Source organism: Dechloromonas hankyongensis (assembly GCF_022012295.1).
Taxonomy (GTDB): Bacteria; Pseudomonadota; Gammaproteobacteria; order Burkholderiales; family Rhodocyclaceae; genus Azonexus; species Azonexus hankyongensis.
Map to the genome: position 1 here is coordinate 565,669 of NZ_JAKLTN010000001.1, position 16,003 is coordinate 581,671.

General features: G+C 65.6%; 16 protein-coding genes. 1 reads left to right on the top strand and 15 read right to left on the bottom strand.

Features of this window, described 5'->3' with window-relative positions; genetic code table 11:
- Positions 1 to 35: 35 nt before the first annotated feature.
- Positions 36 to 881, bottom strand: a complete 846-nt coding sequence (gene rapZ, locus LZ012_RS02720) for an RNase adapter RapZ (protein WP_275709609.1) — start codon at positions 879 to 881, stop codon at positions 36 to 38.
- A gap of 153 nt (positions 882 to 1,034) precedes the next feature.
- Between rapZ and LZ012_RS02725 the strand changes: the two genes are divergently transcribed.
- Entirely contained in the window at positions 1,035 to 2,204 is a 1,170-nt protein-coding gene (locus LZ012_RS02725; RefSeq protein ID WP_275707299.1) for a M20 aminoacylase family protein, read from the top strand.
- A 58-nt stretch (positions 2,205 to 2,262) separates the two neighbouring features.
- On the opposite strand, the gene LZ012_RS02730 is transcribed toward LZ012_RS02725, so the two are convergent.
- The 14 genes from LZ012_RS02730 to LZ012_RS02795 form a co-directional block, all read right to left on the bottom strand.
- Positions 2,263 to 3,180, bottom strand: coding sequence for an MBL fold metallo-hydrolase (locus LZ012_RS02730; RefSeq protein WP_275707301.1), 918 nt, complete (start codon positions 3,178 to 3,180; stop codon positions 2,263 to 2,265).
- The gene (locus LZ012_RS02735) at positions 3,177 to 3,353 is read right to left on the bottom strand and encodes a DUF1289 domain-containing protein (RefSeq protein WP_275707303.1); all 177 of its coding nucleotides are present in this window, start codon (positions 3,351 to 3,353) and stop codon (positions 3,177 to 3,179) included. Before LZ012_RS02735 ends, LZ012_RS02730 begins: the two co-directional genes overlap by 4 nt.
- A complete protein-coding gene (locus tag LZ012_RS02740) occupies positions 3,350 to 3,556 on the bottom strand; it encodes a DUF1289 domain-containing protein (protein ID WP_420839463.1) in 207 nt (68 codons plus the stop codon). The genes LZ012_RS02735 and LZ012_RS02740 overlap by 4 nt, the downstream gene beginning before the upstream one ends.
- Complete coding sequence (locus tag LZ012_RS02745) at positions 3,556 to 4,545, bottom strand: hypothetical protein (protein WP_275707305.1); 990 nt, start codon at positions 4,543 to 4,545, stop codon at positions 3,556 to 3,558. The genes LZ012_RS02740 and LZ012_RS02745 overlap by 1 nt, the downstream gene beginning before the upstream one ends.
- 31 nt (positions 4,546 to 4,576) lie before the next feature.
- The gene (locus LZ012_RS02750) at positions 4,577 to 5,482 is read right to left on the bottom strand and encodes a hydroxymethylglutaryl-CoA lyase (RefSeq protein WP_275707307.1); all 906 of its coding nucleotides are present in this window, start codon (positions 5,480 to 5,482) and stop codon (positions 4,577 to 4,579) included.
- 18 nt (positions 5,483 to 5,500) lie between these two features.
- Positions 5,501 to 6,136 carry a hypothetical protein gene (locus tag LZ012_RS02755; protein WP_275707309.1) on the bottom strand — a complete coding sequence of 212 codons (636 nt, stop codon included), beginning with the start codon at positions 6,134 to 6,136 and terminating at the stop codon, positions 5,501 to 5,503.
- A 131-nt stretch (positions 6,137 to 6,267) separates the two neighbouring features.
- A complete protein-coding gene (locus tag LZ012_RS02760) occupies positions 6,268 to 8,268 on the bottom strand; it encodes an acetyl/propionyl/methylcrotonyl-CoA carboxylase subunit alpha (RefSeq protein WP_275707311.1) in 2,001 nt (666 codons plus the stop codon).
- Between the two features lie 121 nt (positions 8,269 to 8,389).
- Positions 8,390 to 9,178 carry an enoyl-CoA hydratase/isomerase family protein gene (locus LZ012_RS02765; RefSeq protein WP_275707313.1) on the bottom strand — a complete coding sequence of 263 codons (789 nt, stop codon included), beginning with the start codon at positions 9,176 to 9,178 and terminating at the stop codon, positions 8,390 to 8,392.
- A gap of 601 nt (positions 9,179 to 9,779) precedes the next feature.
- Positions 9,780 to 11,387, bottom strand: coding sequence for a carboxyl transferase domain-containing protein (locus tag LZ012_RS02770; protein ID WP_275707315.1), 1,608 nt, complete (start codon positions 11,385 to 11,387; stop codon positions 9,780 to 9,782).
- Between the two features lie 52 nt (positions 11,388 to 11,439).
- Positions 11,440 to 12,039 (bottom strand): LOG family protein, encoded by a 600-nt coding sequence (locus LZ012_RS02775; RefSeq protein WP_275707317.1) that lies wholly within the window; start codon positions 12,037 to 12,039, stop codon positions 11,440 to 11,442.
- A 21-nt stretch (positions 12,040 to 12,060) separates the two neighbouring features.
- A complete protein-coding gene (locus LZ012_RS02780) occupies positions 12,061 to 12,678 on the bottom strand; it encodes a 2-hydroxychromene-2-carboxylate isomerase (protein WP_275707319.1) in 618 nt (205 codons plus the stop codon).
- Between the two features lie 71 nt (positions 12,679 to 12,749).
- On the bottom strand, positions 12,750 to 13,886 hold the full coding sequence (locus LZ012_RS02785) for an acyl-CoA dehydrogenase family protein (RefSeq protein ID WP_275707321.1): 1,137 nt from the start codon (positions 13,884 to 13,886) through the stop codon (positions 12,750 to 12,752).
- Positions 13,883 to 14,788: a DMT family transporter gene (locus LZ012_RS02790; protein ID WP_275707323.1), complete on the bottom strand. Its 906-nt coding sequence runs from the start codon at positions 14,786 to 14,788 to the stop codon at positions 13,883 to 13,885. Before LZ012_RS02790 ends, LZ012_RS02785 begins: the two co-directional genes overlap by 4 nt.
- The gene (locus LZ012_RS02795) at positions 14,789 to 15,979 is read right to left on the bottom strand and encodes an acetyl-CoA C-acyltransferase (RefSeq protein WP_275707325.1); all 1,191 of its coding nucleotides are present in this window, start codon (positions 15,977 to 15,979) and stop codon (positions 14,789 to 14,791) included.
- Between the last annotated feature and the right edge of the window lie 24 nt (positions 15,980 to 16,003).

The window sequence follows — 16,003 nt, forward strand, 5'->3', positions numbered from 1 at the left end:
CCAGTCGCCCGGCCGGATCAGGGGCAACCAAGCCTTCAAGCGCCGGCCAGCGTACGGTGGCGGACCAGGACCCGGGCCCGGTTGGAGAATTCCTCGGCCAGCCACTCGGCGATGTAGACGGAGCGATGCTGGCCGCCGGTGCAGCCGATGGCCACCGTCAGGTAATTGCGGTTGTCGCGGATGTAGCAGGGCAGCCAGGTGGCGACGAAGCGGGCGATGTCGTCGCGCATGCGGCGGACTTCCTCCTCGGCTTCGAGGAAGGCGATGACCGGCTGGTCCTTGCCGGTCAGCGGGCGCAGGTCGGGGTCGTAGTGGGGGTTGGGCAGGCAGCGCACGTCGAAGACGAGGTCGGCGTCGAGCGGGATGCCGTGCTTGAAGCCGAAGGATTCGAACATCAGGGTCAGGCCGTGGCTCGGTTCGGCCTCGATGAACTGGCGCACCCACTCGCGCAGGCCGGCAGCCTTCATGCCACTGGTGTCGATGCGGTGGCCGAGGCCGGAAATCGGCTCCAGCGTGTCGCGCTCGGCGCGGATGGCTTCGAGCAGAGTCTGGTCGGCGGTGGCCAGCGGATGGCGGCGGCGCGATTCGGAATACCGCTTGAGCAGCGTTTCCTCGGTCGAGTGCAGGAACAGGAAGGTCAGGTTGATGCCTGAATCCTTCAGGCTTTTCATCTTGGTCGCCAGCAGGTCGATGCCGTGGCCGGAGCGGGCGTCGATCGCGACCGCGACCTTGCGCACGTTCTCTTCCTTGAGCATGCGGACGAGCACGGTCAGCATGATCACCGGCAGGTTGTCCACGCAGTAGTAGCCGGAATCTTCCAGCAAATTGAGGGCAACCGACTTGCCGGAACCGGACAGGCCGCTGATCAGAATGAGTTCCATCATGTAAAGCATAATCAAGGCGGCGCGCCGCAGCAACCCGCGGCATAATGATGGGTCGGCAATCCGGCGTCCCGCCCCGCAAGAAGCGGGATTTCCCCGCTGCGGGAATGATGCCGGACCGTGCCGGTCCAATGAAAAAAGCAGGAGACGACCATGCCCCCGACATTACCTCTGCTCGATCTACCTTTTCTGTCCGAACTGACGGCGCTGCGCCGCGACATCCACGCCCACCCGGAGTTGGCTTTCGACGAGAACCGCACGGCCGATATCGTGGCGCGCGAACTGGAGCGCTACGGCCTGGAAGTGCATCGCGGCATCGCAAAGACCGGCGTCGTCGGCGTGCTGCGCGCCGGCACCTCGCCACGGATGGTCGGCCTGCGCGCCGACATGGATGCCTTGCCCCTGGCCGAACTGAACGAATTCCCGCATCACTCCAAACACCACGGCAAGATGCACGCCTGCGGCCACGACGGGCACACCGCCATGCTGCTCGGCGCGGCACGTCACCTGGCGGCGCACCCGGATTTCGACGGCATCGCCGTGTTCATTTTCCAGCCGGCCGAGGAATCGGAGGGCGGGGCGGCGGTGATGATCGAGGACGGTCTGTTCGAGCGCTTCCCGGTCGAGGCGGTGTTCGGCCTGCACAACTGGCCGGGGATTCCGGTCGGCGAGATGATGGCCATGCCGGGGCCGGTGATGGCCGGCACCTGTGCCTTCGAGATCGTCGTGCGCGGCCACGGCTGCCATGCCGCCATGCCGCACCAGGGCGTCGATTCCATCGTCGCCGGCGCGCAGCTGGTACAGGCGTTGCAGACGGTGGTGGCGCGCACGCTGCATCCCTGCGAATCGGCAGTAGTTAGCGTCACGCAGTTCCATGCCGGCGAAGCGTGGAACATCATCCCGGAAGAGGTGGTACTGCGCGGCACCATCCGCACCTTCAAGCCGGAGGTCCAGGAAGCGGTCGAACGCGCCATCGAGCGCCTGTGCAGCGGCATTGCAGCGGCCAACGGGGCGCAGATCAGCGTCGTTTTCGACCATCGCTACCCGCCGACGGTGAATAGCGCGGCCGAGGCCAAGTTCTGCCAGCAGGTCGCCGCCGAGGTGTTCGGCCAGGCCAAGGTGCTGACCGACATCCTGCCGTCGATGGGCGCCGAGGACTTCGCCTACATGCTGCGCGAGAAGCCGGGCTGCTACGTCTGGCTGGGCAATGGCCCGGGCACCGGCGGCTGCACGCTGCACAACCCGCACTACGACTTCAACGACGAACTGCTGACCCTGGGCGCCAGCTACTGGGTCCATCTGGTTCGCCGCTGGCTGGCCTGAAACGCTCCATCATTCCCGCTTTCGACCAACGGAAGAAGGGAATGACCGTGTAGCCGGTTCAGCCGGCGACCAGCCGGCCGTCCTCCAGGCGCAGGGCATTGACCAGCAGCAGGTCGCGCTCGACCTTGGCCACCCATTGCTCGGCAGGCAGGTCGAGGAAGCGCGCATTGACGTCGACGGCGAAGGGCAGGCCGAGGACGAAGGCGGGGAAGTCGTCGCGGGCAATCTGCCGCCTTTCCAGCATGGCGAAGGAAACGATGACCTTGATGGCGTGCCAGGCCAGTTGCTGGATGTTGCTGGTGAACTGGTCTACGCGGCGGAAGGCGCGTTCGAAGGCGGCGTCGACGGTGTCGAAAGGCCGGCCGTGGCCAGGGATGACGATGTCGATAGGCAGGCGGGAGAGCATTTCCAGCGTCGCCCGGGTGTGGGCCAGGCCGTCGGCTTCGCCGAGCAGTTCGGGGAAGATGACGCCGAAGCCGTTTTCCCACAGCGCGTCGCCGGAGATCAGGATGCGCTTTTCCGGGTTGTAGTAGGCCAGCGCTTCCATGTCGTGGCCGGGGACGGCCAGCGCCTGCCAGTTGAGGCCGCCCATTTCGATTTCGCTGCCGGCGCCGATCAGGCTGTCGTGCTGGAAACGGGCATTCTGCTGGCCGAGCGGCGAAAGCAGCAGGGCGTCCTCGTCCCAGTCCGCAATGGCCGCATGCAGCCCGGCCGGGACGATGATTTCGCAGTCGAAGGCGGCCTTCAGCGCGGCATTGCCGCCGATGTGGTCGGAGTGCGAATGGGTGTTGATGAGGCGGGCCAGTCGGCGGCCCGCCAATGCGTGGCCGACCAGGTCTACGGTCTGCCCGGCGTGGCTGACATAGCCGCTGTCGACCAGCGTGGCGCGGTCGCTGCCGTCGAGGCACAGGATATTGTTGGCCGAGAGCCAGCCGCGTTCGAGGACGAGCAGGCTGTCCGGCAGTTGCGGGTTCATTCCGGGCTATCCGGGTCGCCGGCCGGCTTTTGCAATTCCGGCACGCTCAGAGCGATTTCGACGTTAACTTCCGGGCCGCCCAGCGGAGGGCGGCCGCAGCCCATGCAGTAGCCGGTTTCCGGGTCGGACATGCAGACGCCGACGCATTGGTAGAGTTCTTCTTGTTCAGTCATGTCGATTTGCCGTTGCTGACCGCTTTTCCTGCCTGTGGAGCATTGCCCTGGCGTCGTTGGGCAACAGCAGCCAGGATTTCGTTCCGGGCGGTGTCGTCGCAGCGCGACCAGGCGGTGATTTCGTCGAGGGTGCGGAAGCAGCCGACGCACAGGCCGCTGGTCGCATCCATCTTGCAGACGTTGATGCAGGGTGAGGAAACCATCAGATGAGCATGAAACGGTGTTGTTGATCGCGGACCCGTTCGACTGCCTCGAGGGCTTCGTCGCGGCTGATGCGGGCCAGCATGGCGAGATGCAGACGGCGGTCGCGGGCGGTAAGTTCCGGGAATTTGAGGGTGTGGGCGTTCAGGTCGTCGGCCCCTTCGTCGCGGACGACGCCGAGGCGGTCCACCGTGATGGTGACCGGCGTCAGGTGGAGAGCCGCTTCCGGCGCCTGCAGATAGTCGGCCAGCGCGTCGAGCAGATGTTCAGGCAGCAGCGCTTCGGCGCATTGGCGCAGTTGGGCATCGAGTTCGGCCAGGTGGCGGGTGCCGACCTCGTAGGCCGGGCCGCCCGAGCTGCCGCGCAGAACCGTCAGGTGGGCGCGTTCGACCGACACGTCGTTGCGCAGCCCTTCACGTTCGTGGCGCAGGACTTGGAGATGTGCCTGGAAGGTGTGCAACAGGCTCTCGAACGCCTTGCTACGCAGGCCATGCAGCGTGTTATCCAGTTCGCAGCTCGGTTCGATCAGGGTTTGCCCGGAAAAATAGAGCACCAGCTGCGGCACGTCGTTGCGGATGACCTCGCCCTGCTGTTCCATGCCCAGCTGCTTCTTCTGCTGGCGGCGGGCGGCAAACATGGCGTAGAAATGGTCGCTGTCCCAGCTGCATGGCTCGGCCAGGAAATCGCGTACCGCCTGGCTACGGCCGAGCATCTGGTCGATATCGTCGGCCGTGGCGAACAGGGCATGGACCAGCGGGTCGTTGGCGAAGGCATGGCGATTGATGTCGATCGGCCCGGGCAGGGCGGCAACCAGTCCGTCGCAATAACCCAACGCATGTTCAAGCGGCCCGCCGAGCCGGTGTTCGAAGCCCGGGGCGAGCCTGAGCAGCGGATCGACCAGTTCGCCGACCCGCGCCAGTGCCTTGCGCAGCGCCGGGTCCGGGGGCGGCGCGGGCTTCAGGAAATCGGCAACGGCGGAAAGAAGGCTCACGAGAGGTCGGTTTCGTTACGTGCGACGCCGGCTATTCGGTCTTGGCGCACAGCGCCCGTCCGGCCTTGGCGCCGTTCGGACGATTGAGGGCGGTGGAAATCCAGTCGCCGATAGCCGCCAGTTTAGCCAGATCGATGCCGGTTTCAATGCCCAGGCCGTCGAGCAGATAGACCACGTCTTCGGTCGCCACGTTGCCGGAGGCGCCCTTGGCGTACGGGCAGCCGCCGAGGCCGGCCACCGAGGCGTCGAAAACGGCCATGCCGGCCTGCAGCGAGGCGTGGATATTGGCGATGGCCATGCCGTAGGTGTCGTGGTAGTGGCCGGCCAGCTTGGCTATGGGGATGGCCTTGGCGCAGGCATCGATCATGCGCCGGACGGTATCCGGATTGCCGACGCCTATGGTGTCGCCGAGCGAGACTTCGTAGCAGCCCATGTCGAACAGCGTTTTGGCCACGCTGGCCACCTGTTCCGGCGCGATGGCCCCCTCGTAGGGGCAGCCGACGACGCAGGAAACGTAGCCGCGGACCGGGATTTCCAGCGCCGAAGCGGCGGAAACGACGGGTTCGAAGCGTTTCAGGCTCTCGGCGATGGAGCAATTGATGTTTTTCCGGGAAAAACTCTCCGATGCGGCACCAAAAATGGCCACTTCGTTGGCGCCAGCCTGCACTGCGCCGTCAAAACCCTGCAGATTGGGGGTCAGCGCCGTGTAAATCGTTTGCGGATGGCGCTTGATGCCCTGCAGGATGGCGGCATTGTCGCCCATCTGCGGTACCCATTTCGGCGACACGAAGGAGGTGGCCTCGATGACGCGTACGCCGGCCTCGGCCAGGCGCTCGATCAGCTCAATCTTGACTTCGGTCGGGACGACCTGCTTTTCGTTCTGCAGTCCGTCGCGCGGACCGACTTCGACGATTTTGACGCGGGAAGGTAGGGTCATGGTGCGGGCAGTCGAATGTTAGTGGTTAGAGGAGATCACGAAGATCAGCAGCAAGGGCGCGGCCAGCAGGATCAGCACGCCGTCGGCGGCGAGCGTGATGGGGGTGAGCAGCAGCTTGCCGGCGGTCGATGCCGCCTTCGATCCGGCGGATTTTTCGGCGGAAATGGTGATCGTGTAGGTCTTGCGCAGTTTTTGCGAAGCCGCCGTGGCCTGAATGCCGTTGGCGGCATAGCGCGTCCCGCTCAGGGTGCCGTTGTAGGTCAGCGTGCCGCCCGAGGGCTGGGGCTTGAAACCGGCGGCAAGCGCCTTGTCCTTCTGTTCCGGCGAGGCGTTCTTGCCCAGGCGCAGGAAATAGCCGCCCGAAATGTGCTGGTTGGCATCGACCATGAAGGTGTGGAAACTGGCGTCCACCACCTCGCGCAGGTCCGATTCCAGCAGCAGCTTGATGGCCGGCGGCGCCTCGAACAGGTAGTGATAGTCCTTGCCGAGGACGGCCAGCGTCTTGCCGTCGGCCGAGACGAGCACCGAGTCCACGGTTTCCGTGTAGGTTTCGCGGTCGCCGCCCGACATCACGGCCGCGGTGATGCAGCCCATGGACATCGGGATGGCGGCGGCGCCGCCGAGGAGTATCAGGGCCCTGCGCAAGGTATTCATGGCGATGTGAGCGGTCCGGAAAAGATGCTCGTCATTCTATGCCTCGCCATGACAGCCGGGAGGCATTGCTCAGGCATACTGCGCTTCCTTGAGTTTGAATTCATCCTTCATCGCCTGGTGGATCATGACTTCTAGTTGGCCGCTTCGAACTCGACCAGCGGTGCGCCGTCGCTGACCTGCTCGCCGGCAGCGTAGCAGAAGGCCTTGACCACGCCGGCGGCGGGGGCGGTGATGGTGTGCTCCATCTTCATCGCCTCGAGGATGAGCAGCGGCGTGCCCTTGTCGACCTTCTGGCCGGCCTGGGCGAGCAGGGCGACGACCTTGCCGGGCATCGGCGCGGTCAGCCCGCCGCCGTGGCTGTCGCCGGCATCGACGCGGTGCAGCGGATCGTCGCGCAATAGCGAGTAGGTGCTGCCCTGCAGGAAGACGCTGCGCTTGTCGTCGACGGCAACGACGCTGGCCATCAGGCGGCGGTCGTCCAGTTCGACGGCGAAGCGATCGCCGTCCAGCTTTTTGCCGCGGGCGACGGTGGTCTGGCCGGCCAGCGTGATCTGCCACTGGTCGCCCTGATAGCGGACCTGGGCATCGACCAGCGCCTCGCCATCGCGGAAGCTGATGGTGCGTGCCGACGACAGGTTCATCCGCCAGCCGTCGCGGGCATGCCATGGCGACCACGGATCGCCGCTGGCTTTGGCCGCCTGCTTGGCGGCGCGCTGCTCCCACAGCAGTTCGCCGACCGTGGCGACGAGCAGCGCATCGCGGGGCACCGGCTGGGCTTCGGGGAACAGGAAGTCCTTCTGGCGTTCGATCAGCCCGGTGTCGAGGTCGGCGCCGGCAAAGGCCGGGCAGGCGACCAGGCGGGACAGGAAATCGATATTGGTGGTCAGGCCGGCCACCTGGTAGTCGGCCAGGGCTTTGCGCATGCGGGCCAGGGCGCCGTCGCGGTTTTCGTCCCAGACGATGAGTTTGGCGATCATCGGGTCGTAGAAGGGCGTGATTTCATCGCCTTCCTCGACGCCGGTATCGACCCGCACGTTGATCGACTCGGCCGGCGGGGCGAGGCGGATCAGCTTGCCGGTGGCGGGCAGGAAGCCCTTGTTGGCGTCCTCGGCGTAGATGCGCGCTTCCAGCGCATGGCCGCGGATGGCCAACTGTTCCTGGCGCAACGGCAGCGGCTGGCCGGCGGCGACGCGCAGCTGCCATTCGACCAGATCCTGGCCGGTGATCATTTCGGTGACCGGGTGCTCGACCTGCAGGCGGGTGTTCATCTCCATGAAGTAGAAGGTGCCGTCCTGCATGGCGATGAACTCGACTGTGCCGGCGCCGACATAACCGACCGCCTTGGCCGCAGCGACGGCGGCTTCGCCCATCTGCCGGCGGCGTTCCTCCGGCATGCCGGGGGCGGGCGCTTCCTCGAGCACCTTCTGGTGGCGGCGTTGCACCGAGCAGTCGCGCTCGAACAGGTAGACGCAGTTGCCCAGCGTGTCGGCAAAGACCTGGATTTCGACGTGGCGCGGCTTGGTGATGTATTTCTCGATCAGTACATGGTCGTCGCCGAAGCTGGAAATCGCCTCACGCTTGCAGGAGGCCAGCGCATCGGGGAAATCGGCCGATTTCTCGACCAGGCGCATGCCCTTGCCGCCACCGCCGGCCGCTGCCTTGATCAGCACCGGGTAGCCGATCTGGTCGGCTTCCTTGTGCAGCAGATCCGGCGTCTGGTCGTCACCGTGGTAGCCCGGGGTGAGCGGCACGGCCGCCTTGCCCATCAGCTTCTTGGCTTCCGATTTCGAACCCATGGCACGAATGGCCGAGGCCGGCGGGCCGATGAAGGTGATGCCGTTGGCGGCCAGTGCCTCGGCGAATTCCTCGTTCTCGGACAGGAAGCCGTAGCCGGGATGAACGGCCTGGGCGCCAGTGCGCTTACAGGCGTCGATGATCTTGTCGGCGACCAGGTAGGACTCGCGGGCGGCGGCCGGGCCGAGCAGCACGGCCTCGTCGGCAAGACGGACATGGCGGGCGTTGGCATCGGCTTCGGAATAAACGGCGACGGTGCGGATGCCCATGCGGCGGGCAGTCTTGATGACCCGGCAGGCTATTTCTCCGCGGTTGGCAATGAGGATTTTGTTAAACATGCTGGGTCTCCCGCGGAGAAATAGCCTGAGCGTGCTTCGCACGCAGGCGGTTTGACTTCGTCGCTGCGTCCCTGAGGGACTGGTCGCCGCGGTTGGCGATCAGGATTTTCGTAAACATGGCTTATTCCCCAATCCAGTTGGGCTGACGTTTATCGAGGAAGGCGGAAATACCTTCGCGGGCTTCCGGCGTGGCGCGCAGGTGGGCGATGCGGTGGGCGGTTTCCTCGACCAGCGTGTTGTTGATCGGCTGGTTGTTCACCGCGCGGATCAGGTCTTTGGCTGCGGCCTGGGCGAGCGGGCCGCCCTGCAGCAGGCAGGCGACGATTTCCTGCACCTTGGCGTCGAGCGCATCCGGCTCCACCATCTCATGGACCAGGCCGATTTCACGGGCACGGACGGCATCGATGCGTTCGGCCGACTGGAAGTAGCGGGTCGCCTGGCGGGCGCCGATGGCGCGTAGCACATAGGGCGAAATGGCCGACGGGATGATGCCGAACTTGACCTCGGACGTGGCGAACACGGCCTTGGTCGAGGCGACGGCGACATCGCAGGCCGAGGCCAGACCCATGCCGCCGCCCAGCGCGGCGCCCTGGACGCGGGCGATGGTCGGCTTCTTCATCTCGGCCAGCGTGCGCAGCATGTGGGCCAGGGCGCGGGCACCGTTGAGATTGTCGTCGAGGCCGTTGTTGGCGGCGCGCTTCATCCAGTTGAGGTCGGCGCCGGCGGAGAAGCTCTTGCCGCGGCCGGCGAGGATTACTACGCGGACGTCGTTGTCATCGTCTAGCGCCATGCAGGCGGCAGTCAGCTCGGTTATCAGGGTTTCGTCGAAGGCGTTGTGGAGGTCGGGGCGGTTCATCCAGATGGTGGCGACCGGGCCTTGTAGTTCGATTTCTAGGGTGGTGAAGGGCATTTTTGTTTGTCTCCTGCGTTTTCGTTGTTTTAGCGGTGGGTTCCGCCCTTGTGGGGCGCCTTACCTTCTTTTGCTTCGCCAAAAGAAAGTAAGCAAAGAAAAGGCGACCCTGGGTCGGTGCCCCGCTGCGCGGGGTTCCCTGCGCTACTCGGCTGACGCGGGGGCTGCGCAACTCGGGCTGCGCCCTCAAACAGTGCTCGCCCTTTTTCCGCGCCAGCCTGCGTTGCTCGGCACCTATCAAGGGGCCCGGTAAACCGGCCGGCTGCTAGCAATGGGTTGGTGTTCGTGCATTCTTTTCGGCCAAACTTGGCACCCGATGTTTTGGGCAGCGCTTGAGCCCGAGACGCCTTCCCGGCACCCTTGAGAGGCGCTGAGCAACGCAGGCGGGCCGGGGGCAGTCGGCTTGCCTTGTCTGAGCCGCAGGCGAGTTCAGGCAAGCCGCCCGGCTCACCGAGTAGCGCAAGGAACCCCGAAGGGGCGCCGCCCCAGGGGTCGCCTTTTCTTTGGCTACTTTCTTTTGGCGAAGCAAAAGAAAGTACGCCCGCCCTCAAGGCGGAATGCACTGCCAGCGACCGATAAGTACGCATATCCAGCACAACCATCACATCCGGAAAATACCGAACTTCGTTTCTTCCGCCGGCGCATTCATCGAAGCCGACAACCCCAGCCCCAGCACCCGTCGCGTATCCGCCGGATCAATAATCCCGTCATCCCACAAGCGCGCCGAGGCGTAATACGGATGCCCCTGCGTCTCATACTGCTCCCGAATCGGCGCCTTGAACGCCGCTTCCTCTTCGGCCGACCACGTCTTGCCGGAAGCCTCCATACCATCCCGCTTGACGGTAGCCAGCACCCCGGCCGCCTGTTCGCCGCCCATCACCGAGATGCGGGCATTCGGCCACATCCACAGGAAGCGCGGCGAGTAGGCACGGCCGCACATGCCGTAGTTGCCGGCGCCGAACGAGCCGCCGATGACGACAGTGAATTTCGGCACCTTGGCGGTGGCGACGGCGGTGACCATCTTGGCGCCGTCGCGGGCGATGCCGCCGTTTTCGTACTTGCGGCCGACCATGAAGCCGGTGATGTTCTGCAGGAAGACGAGCGGGATGCCGCGCTGGGCGCACAGTTCGATGAAGTGGGCACCCTTGAGCGCCGATTCGCTGAACAGGATGCCGTTGTTGGCGACGATGCCGACCGGGTATCCCCAGATGCGGGCGAAGCCGCAGACCAGCGTCGTGCCGTAGCGCGCCTTGAATTCGTCGAAATCGGAGTCGTCGACGATGCGGGCGATGATTTCGCGCACGTCGAAGGGTTTTTTCGAGTCGGTCGGGATGACGCCGTACAGCTCCTGCGCCGGGTAGCGCGGTGCTAGCGGCTGGGTCAGGGTGACGGGCGGCGCCTTTTGCCAGTTCAGGTCCTTGATGATGCGGCGGGCGATGGCCAGCGCGTGGGCATCGTTCTCGGCCAGATGGTCGACGACGCCGGAGATGCGGGTATGCACGTCGGCACCGCCGAGGTCTTCTGCCGACACCACTTCACCGGTCGCCGCCTTCACTAGCGGCGGGCCGCCGAGAAAGATGGTGCCCTGGTTCTTGACTATGATCGACTCGTCGCACATGGCCGGCACGTAGGCGCCGCCGGCGGTACAGGAGCCGAGCACGGCGGCGATCTGCGGAATGCCCTCTGCCGACAGGTTGGCCTGGTTGAAGAAGATGCGGCCGAAATGCTCCTTGTCCGGGAAGACCTCGTCCTGCATGGGCAGGAAGGCGCCGCCGGAATCGACCAGGTAGACGCAGGGCAGTCGGTTTTCCAGGGCGATTTCCTGGGCGCGCAGGTGCTTCTTGACGGTCAGCGGGTAGTAGGTGCCGCCCTTCACCGTCGCGTCATTAGCGACGATCATGCATTCGACGCCCTCGACGCGGCCGATGCCGGCGATCACCGAAGCCGCCGGCACGTCGCCGCCGTACATGCCGTAGGCGGCGAACTGGCCGATCTCGAGGAAGGGCGTGCCGGGGTCGAGCAGGCCATTGACCCGCTCGCGCGGCAGCAGCTTGCCGCGCGCCAGGTGCTTCTGGCGGGCCGCTTCCGGGCCACCGAGGGCGATCTTGTCGACCTTGTCATGCAGGTCGGCAACGACCGTCTCCATGGCCGCCGCATTGGCCTGGAAATCGGCCGACCGCGGATTCAGTTGGGTTTTCAGGGTAGTCATGTCTCCTCGCTTCTTTTATGTGTGCGTTACCTGAATTTGAATGTCGAAAGCGCTACAACTGCTTTTCCTCTTTCAGCCACTTGCTGACCGGCTCCGGCTGGTAGGCCGTCATCTGGTCGAGCAGGCGCTCGATATCGGTATCGGCCAGCGCCATGGCGCGGTTCTGGGCGCGCAGGAAGCCGTCGTTGACCGCCCGGTCGAACATGGCCAACAGCGGGTCGTAGAAGCCGTTCACATTGAGCAGGCCCATCGGCTTGGCGTGGAAGCCGAGCTGGCCCCAGGTGAGGATTTCGCAGAATTCCTCGAAGGTGCCGAAGCCGCCGGGCAGGGCGATGAAGCCGTCGGCCAGCTCGGCCATGCGGGCCTTGCGGGTGTGCATGGAGTCAACGACCTCGATGCGCGTCAGCGCCCGGTGATCGACGGCGCGGCCGGCGACTTCCTTGCCCATCAACGCTTCCGGGATGACGCCGATGACCGTGCCGCCGGCTTCCAGGCAGGCATCGGCAACGGCGCCCATCAGGCCGATGTTGCCGGCGCCGTAGACCAGCTCAATGCCGCGGGTGGCGAGCAGGCGGCCGAGCTTTTCGGCCTCGGCCCGGTAGATCGGATGGTTGCCGGCATTGGAGCCGCAGAAGACGCAGAGTCGTTTCATGATTCGTTCAATAAGCGCCGCTTAAAAACCGCCCGTTTGCAGCCAGTGCTCGATCTGCCCGAGGCGGTCGGCGCCGAAGAAGGCTTCGCCGTCGATGACCACATGTGGCGAACCGAAGACACCGGCGGCCAGCGCTCGCTCGCATTCGTCCTTGAGGCGGGCCTTGACCTCGGGCGTCTGCAGTGCCGCTGCCAGTGATGCACGGTCGATTTCCAGCCCGGCGGCGATATCGAGCACCGTGTCGGGCGAAGAAATATCCAGGTCGTCCACGAAGAAGCCGCGATAGACGGCATGGGCGAAGCGGCGGGCCAGACCACAATCCTGGCTGTGTAGCCAGTAGTAGGCGCGGGCGGCATTCTGCGTCGGCAGCGGGAAACGGCTCGGCGGGTTGTAGGGAATGCCCAGGTGGCGGGCCGAGCGGTGGAAGTCCGTGAACATGTACTTCCCCTTGGCCGACACGCCGTCGGCCGGCGGGCGCGAACCGGTGGCCTGGAAAATGACGCCGAGCAGCACCGGGTGCCAGCGCACCTTGCGGCCGTACTTGGCGGCGAGGGCATCGATCTGCTCGCTCATCAGATAGCCGTAGGGGCTGGAAAAATCGAACCAGAAGTCGATCGGGCTCTTGTCGCTATCGGTCACGTCTTGTCTCCTTCTCTGTGGGGCAGCGGCCGCCGGAATTTCTTGGCTGTTCCGGTCGGCCGTGCTGAGGCTTATTCGCTGGCGATGCTGCGCCCGATGACCAGGCGCTGGATGTCGTTGGCGCCCTCGTATATCTGCGAAATGCGCACGTCGCGATAGATGCGCTCGACCGGGAAGTCGCTGGTGTAGCCGACGCCGCCGTGGATCTGGATAGCATCCGAGGCGATCTTCTCGGCGGCTTCCGAGGCGAACATCTTGGCCATCGAGGCTTCCTTCAGGCAGGGCTTGCCGGCGTCCTTCAACTGCGCGGCGCGCCAGACCATCAGGCGGGCGGCGTCGAGCAGGGTATTCATGTCGGCGAGGCGGAAATTGACCGCCTGGTGCTCGATGATGGGCACGCCGAAAGTGACGCGCTCCTTGGCGTAGCGCACGGCAGCTTCAAAGGCGGCGCGGGCCATGCCGATGCTCTGGGCGGCGATGCCGATGCGGCCGGCTTCGAGGTTGGAGAGGGCGATCTTGTAGCCTTCGCCTTCCTTGCCGAGCAGGGCGGAAGCCGGCACGCGGCAGTTCTCGAGGATGATCTGCACGGTGTCGGAAGCATGCTGGCCCATCTTGTCTTCGGTGCGGCCGACGACGAAGCCCGGCGTGGCAGTCGGGATCAGGAAGCAGGAAATGCCCTTCTTGCCGGCCGCCTTGTCGGTCACCGCGAAGACGATGGCCATGTGGGCGTGCTTGCCGGTGGTGATGAACTGCTTGACGCCGTTGAGCACGAAATGGTCACCGTCGCGGTCGGCGCGGGTGGTGATCGCCGCGGCGTCGGAACCGGTGTGCGGCTCGGTCAGGCAGAAGCAGCCCCACTTCTCGCCACGGGCCAGCGGCTTCAGCCATTCTTCCTTCTGGGCGTCGGTCCCGTACTTCTGCGTGATGCCGCAGGCCAGCGAGTTCTGCACCGAGACGATGGTCGAGGTGGCGCCGTCGCCGGCGGCGATTTCTTCCAGTGTCAGCACCAGCGACATGTAATCCATGCCGGCACCGTCCCATTCCTCGGGCACGCACATGCCCATGGCGCCCAGTTCGCCCAGTTCCTTCAGCGCTGCGGCCGGGAAGGTGTGGTGCTTGTCCCATTCGGCGGCGAAGGGGGCAAGGCGCTCCTGCGCGAAGGCGCGCATCGAGTCGCGGATCATTTCCTGTTCTTGTGTGAGGATCATGCAGTTCTCTCCGAAAAATTTGTTGTCAGCCAGACACCGGCGATGACCAGCAGGCCACCGCCGAGCACGGCCAGGCCGAGCCGTTCGTCAAGCAGGACGGCGGCTTGCAGCACGGCGAAGACCGGGACCAGGTTGACGAAAACCGAGGCCTTGGCGGCGCCGATGCGGCGCACGCCGTCGGCAAACCAGGTGAAGGCGAGCGCCGTACCGCCGATGGCCAGGAAGACCACGCTGGCCCAGACGCGCCACGACCAGGCGCTGAGGTCGGTGCCGCCTTGCAGCAGGGCGGTGATGCCGAGCAGCAGCGCGCCGATCAGGCTGGCGTAGAGCGTCGCCGCCAACGGCGACAGGGATTTGGTGGCCTGCCGGCCGATGAAGGTGTAGGCCGTCCAGCACAGCGCGCACCCGAGGATCAGCCATTCGCCGATGCCGACCCAACCGCGCAGCAGGGCGAGCGGATTACCGTGGCCGATGACGGTCAGGCAACCCAGGCTGGCGATGGCGATACCGGCCAGCTTGAGCGGCGTCATCCGCTCCTGGCCGAGGAACCAGGCGCTAAGGGCGACCAGCACCGGGTTCAGGGCGACGACCAGCGCGCCGTGGCCGGCGCCGATGTGCTTGAGGCCGTAAAAGAAACACAGGGCGTAGATGTAAATCCCGGTCATGGCCAGGCCAGTCACCACCCCCCATTCGCGGCCGGTTTGCGGGCGCGGGATGCGCCCCTCGGTCGCCAGCGCGAAGCCGGCCAGCGCCAGTCCGGCGAGCAGGAAACGGATGGCGGGGGCGGCTAGCGGCGCAGTCAGTTCCTGCGCCACGATACGCCCCGCAATCCAGGTTCCTCCCCACATGAACATAGCGCCGATCAGCTTGAGATAGGTGAGTGAGCCGGCCTGCTGCGGCACTTACAGCATTTCCACAGCCAGTGCAGTCGCTTCGCCGCCGCCGATGCACAGCGAGGCGATGCCGCGCTTGCCGCCGCGGGCCTTCAGCGCGCCGAGCAGGGTGACCAGGATACGGGCGCCGGAAGCGCCGATCGGGTGGCCCAGCGCACAGGCGCCGCCATTGACGTTGACCTTGGCCGGGTCGAGCTTCATGTCATGGATGCCCGCCATGGTGACGACGGCGAAGGCTTCGTTGATTTCCCACAGATCGACGTCGTTCACCGTCCACCCGGCCTTGGCCAGCATCTTCTGCATGGCGCCGACCGGCGCGGTCGGGAACAGGGCCGGGGTGTTGGCGTTGGTGGTGTGGCCGACTATCTTGGCGATCGGCTTGAGGCCCAGTTCGGCCGCCTTGGAGGCGCGCATCAGGACCAGCGCGGCGGCACCGTCGGAAATCGACGAGGAGTTGGCGGCGGTGACCGTGCCGTCCTTCTTGAAGGCCGGCTTGAGGGTCGGGATCTTGTCGACATTGACGGCGAACGGGCCTTCGTCCTTGTCGACCACGACATCGCCCTTGCGTCCGGCGACGGTGACCGGGGCGATTTCCCAAGCGAAGGCACCGTTGTTGGAAGCCTCGATGGCACGGTTGGTCGAGCGGATGGCGTAGGCGTCCTGGTCTTCACGGGTGAAGCCGTAGCTGCCGGCGCAGTCTTCGGCGAAGGTGCCCATCAGTCGGCCCTTGGTTTCCTTGCTGTAGGAATCTTCCAGGCCGTCGAAGAACATGTGGTCGAGCATCTGGCCGTGGCCCAGACGATAGCCGCCGCGCGCCTTGGGCAGCAGGTAGGGGGCGTTGGTCATCGACTCCATGCCGCCGACCACGGTGATGGCTGACGAGCCGGCGAGGATGCCGTCGTGGCCGATCATGGTCGCCTTCATGCCAGAACCGCAGACCTTGCTGACCATGGCGCAACCGGCCGACAGCGGCAGGCCGGCGAGCAGGGCAGCCTGGCGAACCGGTGCCTGGCCGAGGCCGGCCGGCAACACGCAGCCCATCAGCACTTCCTCGACCAGCGCGGCGTCGATACCGGCACGCTCGACGGCGGCCTTGATCGCGGCGGCGCCGAGCTGCGGCGCGCTCAGGCTGGAAAAGCCTCCCTGGAAGCTGCCCATGGCGGTACGGGCGGCAGAAACGATAACGATGGGATCGGACATGGGAGGCTCTCCTTAGTGAGTTAG